The 753-nt window shown below is 41.7% G+C and carries 1 protein-coding gene; it reads right to left on the reverse strand.

Annotated elements, in window-relative coordinates:
* Window positions 1-524, reverse strand: a 524-nt coding sequence (locus ACEWK1_RS27720) for a reverse transcriptase domain-containing protein (RefSeq protein ID WP_416636893.1), incomplete at its 3' end; no start/stop codon positions are given.
* Window positions 525-753 lie beyond the last annotated feature (229 nt).

The raw sequence follows: 753 nt of genomic DNA on the forward strand, positions 1-753 counted from the left end.
TGGATATCGACGTCTACTACCCAAAAGCAATTTCTGCTTGCCTTTCTTATTTTGGCTAGTGCTTGGTGAGCATTACGTTTAGGACGAAAACCAAACGAACAGTCATGGAAGTCAGCTTCAAAAATTGGTTCAACGACCATTTTCGTTGCCATTTGTGCCACTCTATCTTTAATGGTTGGTATTCCTAATGGACGTTTCTTTCCATCATCTTTCGGAATATAGGTTCTTAGGACTGGACTTGGGTGATATTGTTTCTCCTTCAATTCTAGATAAAGTTCGTTCATAAACTTCTTCTCACCGTAATCCAAAACGATTTGTTCAATCGACTGTCCATCGACACCTCCACTACCTTTCTTACGTTTCACACGTTGCCATGCCTCCCATAGAATATCAGGACGATAAATTTTGTCATATAAAGCGTGAAATCTACGAGTTGGACTCTCCTTGGCACAAAGATATAACGTCTTCCAGAGTTCTTGAGCTTTTGCACTATTGGTGTAGTTAGCCATTTTCTTGGCATTCACTGACTCTTACCTCCTTCTGACATATGAACGAAGTAGGGTACTGGCTTACGCCGTCCTTCCCTAGACAATGTTGTGTTGTCATTGTCATCATAGGTACTATGACCCCCTCCGACTCCCTTTCATCCATCCACCATTTCGTTTGCACTTATAGGTTTCTGTTTTACTTTCTTCCGAAAGTGATGATGAGGGTCTCCCCAGTTCCGTTAACTACTTTCCTAACATGTCGTTC

This window comes from Metabacillus sp. YM-086 (assembly GCF_048059995.1).
GTDB classification, from domain to species: Bacteria; Bacillota; Bacilli; order Bacillales; family Bacillaceae; genus Metabacillus; species Metabacillus litoralis_B.